The sequence below is a fragment of the Paenibacillus sp. P4_A7 genome (assembly GCF_056402455.1).
This window is the reverse complement of the sequence record NZ_JBFUHJ010000340.1, coordinates 1-6,000: the sequence shown is the minus strand read 5'-3', so window position 1 is coordinate 6,000 and position 6,000 is coordinate 1. Positions and strand designations below refer to the sequence as shown.

General features: G+C 42.0%; 4 protein-coding genes. 3 read left to right on the top strand and 1 reads right to left on the bottom strand.

All coding sequences use genetic code 11. The features are described from left to right. The coding region (locus AC1DWN_RS25565; RefSeq protein WP_477561713.1) for a toprim domain-containing protein at positions 1-1,126 on the top strand (1,126 nt) is incomplete at its 5' end. A gap of 105 nt (positions 1,127-1,231) precedes the next feature. Here the strand turns inward: AC1DWN_RS25565 and AC1DWN_RS25560 are convergent. Next, complete coding sequence (locus AC1DWN_RS25560) at positions 1,232-2,029, bottom strand: YheC/YheD family protein (RefSeq protein ID WP_477561712.1); 798 nt, start codon at positions 2,027-2,029, stop codon at positions 1,232-1,234. Between the two features lie 285 nt (positions 2,030-2,314). Between AC1DWN_RS25560 and gyrA the strand changes: the two genes are divergently transcribed. Together gyrA and AC1DWN_RS25550 are read left to right on the top strand one after the other, a co-directional pair. Further along, positions 2,315-4,798: a DNA gyrase subunit A gene (gene gyrA / locus AC1DWN_RS25555; RefSeq protein WP_477561711.1), complete on the top strand. Its 2,484-nt coding sequence runs from the start codon at positions 2,315-2,317 to the stop codon at positions 4,796-4,798. Between the two features lie 52 nt (positions 4,799-4,850). Further along, complete coding sequence (locus AC1DWN_RS25550; protein ID WP_477561710.1) at positions 4,851-5,918, top strand: HD-GYP domain-containing protein; 1,068 nt, start codon at positions 4,851-4,853, stop codon at positions 5,916-5,918. Positions 5,919-6,000: the final 82 nt, after the last annotated feature.

The following is a 6,000-nucleotide window of genomic DNA, read 5'->3' as shown; positions in this document are numbered from 1 at the left end:
TAGCTACACAGAGCATATTTATTCGTTCGCGAATAACATAAATACTCATGAAGGCGGTACTCATGAATCAGGGTTCAAGAGCGGATTGACAAGAATCATTAACGAATACGCTCGCAAGATGAACATGATTAAAGATAATGACTCCAACTTCTCCGGCGACGATGTGCGTGAAGGACTGACGGCTATCATTTCCGTTAAAATTCCGGAGCCGCAATTCGAAGGCCAGACAAAGACAAAGCTTGGAAATAGTGAGGTTCGGGGTATTGTTGAGTCATTTTTTGCGGAGAAGCTGACTGAATTTCTGAATGAAAATCCAGCGGTATCACGTAAAATTATTGAAAAAGGCTTGCAAGCAGCTAGAGCTCGTGARGCTGCACGCAAAGCGCGTGAACTTACTCGTCGTAAGAGTGCACTAGAGGTTGGATCGCTGCCAGGTAAACTTGCTGACTGCTCATCCAAGGACGCTTCAATTAGCGAATTGTACATCGTTGAAGGAGACTCCGYAGGCGGCTCGGCCAAGCAAGGACGCGATCGTCACTTCCAAGCTATTTTACCATTACGTGGTAAGATTCTGAACGTTGAGAAAGCGCGTTTGGATCGGATACTTGGAAATGCTGAGATTCGGGCGATTATTACAGCACTTGGAACGGGAATAAGTGATGACTTTGATCTAGCTAAAGCACGCTACCACAAAATTATCATTATGACAGATGCCGATGTCGATGGTGCACATATACGTACACTAATGCTGACATTTTTCTATCGATATATGCGTCAAATCATCGAAGCAGGCTATATTTACATTGCACAACCGCCACTCTTCAAAATTGAGCGCAACAAAGTCATTCGTTACGCACAAACGGAGAAGGAACGAGATGCGATTATCGCAGAATTCGGCGAAGGCGTGAAGGTCAATGTTCAGCGTTACAAAGGACTTGGAGAGATGAACGCTGTTCAGCTTTGGGAAACAACAATGGATCCTGAAAGCCGTACTATGCTTCAGGTAACAATTGATGATGCCATTGAAGCAGATGTCATATTCGATACACTGATGGGCGATAATGTTGAACCGCGCCGTGAATTCATTCAGAAGTATTCGAGATATGTAACGAACCTGGATGTTTAATTGCATAGAATAATGAATCAAGTAAGCCGTCCTTTGTGGACGGCTTTTTTTGATCAAGGAAGTCAGTTATCCTTCATGCTAATGAAGCTTAACTAGAGCTGACAGTCATGCGCTTTTGGATTTGTGTTTGCGTAGCTTTCGTCGTTTGTGTTTGAATTTCCCATATGCTGCTGCATACCTGTAAATCCTTTTGAAAATTTTCTTGTTAGGGAGATGTCGGAAGATGTAGGGGTCGGGAGCTGAATTGACTTCTAATATCCAGGGGTGCAGCTTATTGTCTAATGCAAAATCTACCCCTAGCTCTTTGAGATTCGGGTACGTACCTTGCAATTGAGAGGCAACGAGAAGGCCGATTTTTCGTAAACGGTTTTTTAATGTGATAAGCCGGGACGGTGACAGGTGATCCGACATTAGAAGTTCAAAGGGCAAAGGGGTTCCGCCGCTATGATAGTTGGTTACGATTTTTGAGGGATGTGCCAGTCGCCCTATAATTCCGGTAACTTCCCATTCATTTTGCAAATTTTTTTGAAGCATTAGCCGTATATCAAAACGACGGTTTTGATGGCGAAGTAGATGAATCCCCTTTTGAACAATGCAGCGCCGTTTATTATTTTGTCGTATAAGGCTTCGATAGAGCTGATCATAGGTAGGAAAGAATCGTATCGTTGTTTCTAATTGGCAGAGATACCCGGAATAAGGAGTATTGGTTCTTTCCACGCGAAGCACGCCTTTTCCGCCCGTTCCATTAATTGGCTTGATATATACCATGCCATACTCATTCAGCATAGATAACACTGAGGTATGGCTAAACAGCTTCGTCGAAGGAATAAATTGACGTAAATTTTCCGATTTCAGCAGTAGCTTCGTTTTCGTCCATTTGCTCATAACACGCTGTATAGTCATTAATGAAACTCCCTTCCTAATGGAACATGGATAATGATATCTATCTACTCAAGCAGGAGACAGACTTTCGTTTGAGTGGTATAATAAAAGTTGTATCTGTTCATTTTATGGCAAATTTCCGTGTTTGAGAGACGTAATTCACCTATTTTTGGTGATCTCATACGAGATAAACATGGAAACCATAAAAGCTTGAGCCAGAGGGTTTATATGCTCTTTGTTTGTGGAAGTAATATAATGGCAATAGTAATTCAGGTGTGGCGATAGATAACGTCAGGGAGGTAAATCATGACGGAAGAACAACGTGTATCCATAAAGGATCGGGATATCGGAACGGAGATGCGTATTTCATTTATGGATTACGCAATGAGCATTATCGTAAGTCGTGCTCTGCCCGATGTAAGGGATGGATTGAAGCCGGTGCATCRTCGTATTTTGTATGCGATGTCAGAGCTAGGTATGTCACCAGACAAGCCTCATAAGAAATCAGCGAGAATCGTAGGCGAAGTTATTGGTAAGTATCATCCACACGGTGATTCAGCAGTTTATGAATCAATGGTAAGGATGGCACAAGACTTCTCCTTGCGTTATATGCTCGTAGATGGACATGGTAACTTTGGTTCCATTGACGGAGACATGGCGGCCGCGATGCGTTATACGGAAGCCCGTATATCGAAGATTGGTATGGAATTGTTACGCGATATAAACAAAGATACAATTGATTTTATACCAAACTATGACGGTGAAGAGAAAGAGCCGGTTGTATTGCCTGCTCGTTTTCCGAACCTGCTCGTAAACGGTGTAACAGGTATTGCTGTTGGTATGGCTACAAATATTCCGCCACATAACTTAAACGAAGTTATAGATGGAGCATTAGCATTAATTCGTAATCCAGATATTACACCACTCGAGCTAATGGAATTTATCAAAGGCCCCGATTTCCCGACAGCTGGTTTTGTAATGGGTCGTCAAGGTATTCGCAATGCCTATTTGACTGGCCGTGGTTCCGTAACTATGCGCGCTCGGGCAACAATAGAAGAAAACAACGGTAAAGCCCGCATTATTGTACACGAATTGCCTTATCAAGTTATTAAGGCACGTCTAGTTGAGAAAATAGCTGAGCTTGTTCGCGAGAAAAAAATAGAAGGCATAACCGATTTGCGTGATGAATCAGATCGTACCGGTATGCGAGTTGTAATAGAGCTTCGTCGCGATGTAAATCCAAGCGTCGTACTGAACAATTTATACAAACAAACGCAAATGCAATCGAACTTTGGTATTAATATGCTAGCACTAGTTAATGGTGAGCCAAAAACTCTTAACTTGCGCGATATGCTGTATCATTATTTGCAGCATCAAATTGTGGTTATTCGTCGTCGTACAGAATTTGAGCTCAAGAAAGCAGAAGCTCGTGCTCATATTTTAGAGGGATTGCGTATTGCGCTTGACCACCTCGATGAAGTTATTAAATTAATTCGAGCGTCACAAACGGCTGATATAGCTCGCGAAGGATTAATTTCAAGATTCTCTCTCAGTCATGAACAGGCACAGGCGATTCTAGATATGCGTCTGCAACGTCTTACAGGATTAGAAAGAGACAAGATCGAAGCAGAATATGAAGAGCTTATGCGTAAAATAGCTGAATTTAAAGCGATTCTTGCGGACGAGCAGCTTGTGCTTGATATTATTGCAACCGAACTTAATGACGTGAAGGAAAGATTTGGCGATGAGCGTCGTACGGAGCTTATGGCTAGTGATGAAGAGATTTTGGATGAGGATCTAATCCCTCGTGAAGATGTTATTATCTCGATAACACATACGGGATATATCAAACGTCTACCAGTTTCTACTTATCGAAGTCAGAAGCGCGGCGGTAAAGGTGTAATCGGTATGGATACGAAGGAGCATGATTTTGTTGAGCATCTATTCGTTTCCAATACGCATCATTACTTGCTGTTCTTTACGAACAAAGGGAAGGTTTATAAGCTCAAGGCTTATGAGATTCCAGACTTAAGCCGTACTGCACGTGGAACACCTATCATTAACCTGATTCAGATTGAACAAGGTGAAACGATTAATGCGGTTATTCCGGTTCAGGAATTCGATTCTGAGCATTACTTGTTCTTTGGTACAAGACAAGGGGTAGTGAAGAAAACTCCGCTTGATGATTATATTAATATTCGTAAAGTTGGATTGATCGCAATCTCGCTGCGCGAGGATGATGATTTAATTCGTGTAAAACTGACCGACGGTAACCAAGAAATTATTATGGGAACAGCCGAAGGAATGTCGATTCGATTCTCTGAGCAGGATGTTCGTTCTATGGGACGTTCAGCAACTGGGGTTAAGGGTATTCAACTTGACGATGAAGACACTGTAATCGATATGGATGTTGTCGTACCGGAAAAGGATGTTCTAATTGTAACTTCCAAGGGTTATGGCAAGCGAACTCCAGTAAGTGAATATYGAATTCAGAATCGTGGCGGTAAAGGGATTAAAACCTTAAATGTTACGGAGAAAAACGGTCCTATCGTATCACTAAGCGTTGTTGAAAATGACGAGGATCTTATGATCATTACTTCTTTAGGTACTCTGATCCGTCAAAGTATGGAAGGTATATCGACAATGGGTCGTAATACGCAAGGCGTCAAGCTCATCAATACGCGCGATGATGATACAGTAGCTACGGTTACACGAGTAGCGCGCAGTGAAGAAAGTGAAGAGTTAGAAGAAGGCGAAGACCAAGACAATAGTGGAACGGTCATAGAATAAATATTCAACTACTCATGTAGCAGTCAACTAGATGCAGAGCGAGGGGACACTCATGACAGTCGTAGCATTAACACAACTAAAGCCAGGTGACAAGATCGGAGAAGATGTCCTCACCTCACTTGGCAGTGTCTTATTCCAAAAGGGTAAAGTAATAACTTCAAGAGAATTAGATATTTTACAGGCATTCCTAATCTCAAGTGTCGTTATTGATACGAACAGTTTCGGGATCATGGGAAGAGATGAAACGGAACCAGTCGTGGAGCCGAGTATGCCTGCCCTTCCTTCCATCCTTCAGGATGAATATGAAAAGATGTTAGAGGTGCTGCGGAAGGTATTTAATTCTTTCGTAACAGGGCATGGGATACCTATTATGGATATAAGAAAGCAGCTTGAGAAGCTATTGCTTCAAAGTAAGAGCTATAACTTATTGACGTTTACTCCTCGTCAGTTCAATAAACGCGATTACTTACTGCACAACAGTGTAACGTCTGCATTAACTTCTTATATGATAGCGCAGTGGACTGGTTTCCCTCAAAAGGAATGGATGCAAATTGCTCTTGCCGGTTTATTGCATGATATYGGGAACATTCGCATCGACAAAGCTATTTTAACGAAGCCAAATACGTTAACAGTCGATGAGAAGGAAGAAATGAAGCGGCATACGGTTCTTGGATATCAAGTACTCAAAAATGTAGCAGCTCTTAACGATGGTGTTAAGATGGCCGCGCTTCAGCATCATGAGAAGGTTGACGGAACGGGTTATCCGCTTGGCATAGACGCATCTAAAATACATCCATATGCCAAAATCGTTGCTATTGCTGATATTTTCCATGCAATGACACTGAATAAAACCTATCGTAATGCAACATCACCTTATCTCGTATTGGAACAAATCAAGAGCGAAGCATTTGGTAAGCTAGATCCAGGCTACGTTCAAACGTTTGTAGAGAAGGCAACTCAATTCCAAAACGGTAATGTAGTTAAACTTAGCGACGACCGAATCGGAGAAATAATATTCTCCGACCGGGCCCACCCGACAAGACCATGGGTATCCATTAATGGGACGATCGTTAATCTAACTGTCGAGCCACAGCTTCATATAAAAGAAGTAATCAAATAATTGGGCTCAAGCGTTATTAAACATCCAAATAATAACGATTTGAGACAATGAGCTAATAATAGCGATACAATCATTATTACGG

Coding starts and splice junctions, on each gene's coding strand:
- AC1DWN_RS25560 (WP_477561712.1), bottom strand. CDS start 2,029: ATGACTATACAGCGTGTTATGAGCAAATGGACGAAAACGAAGCTACTG.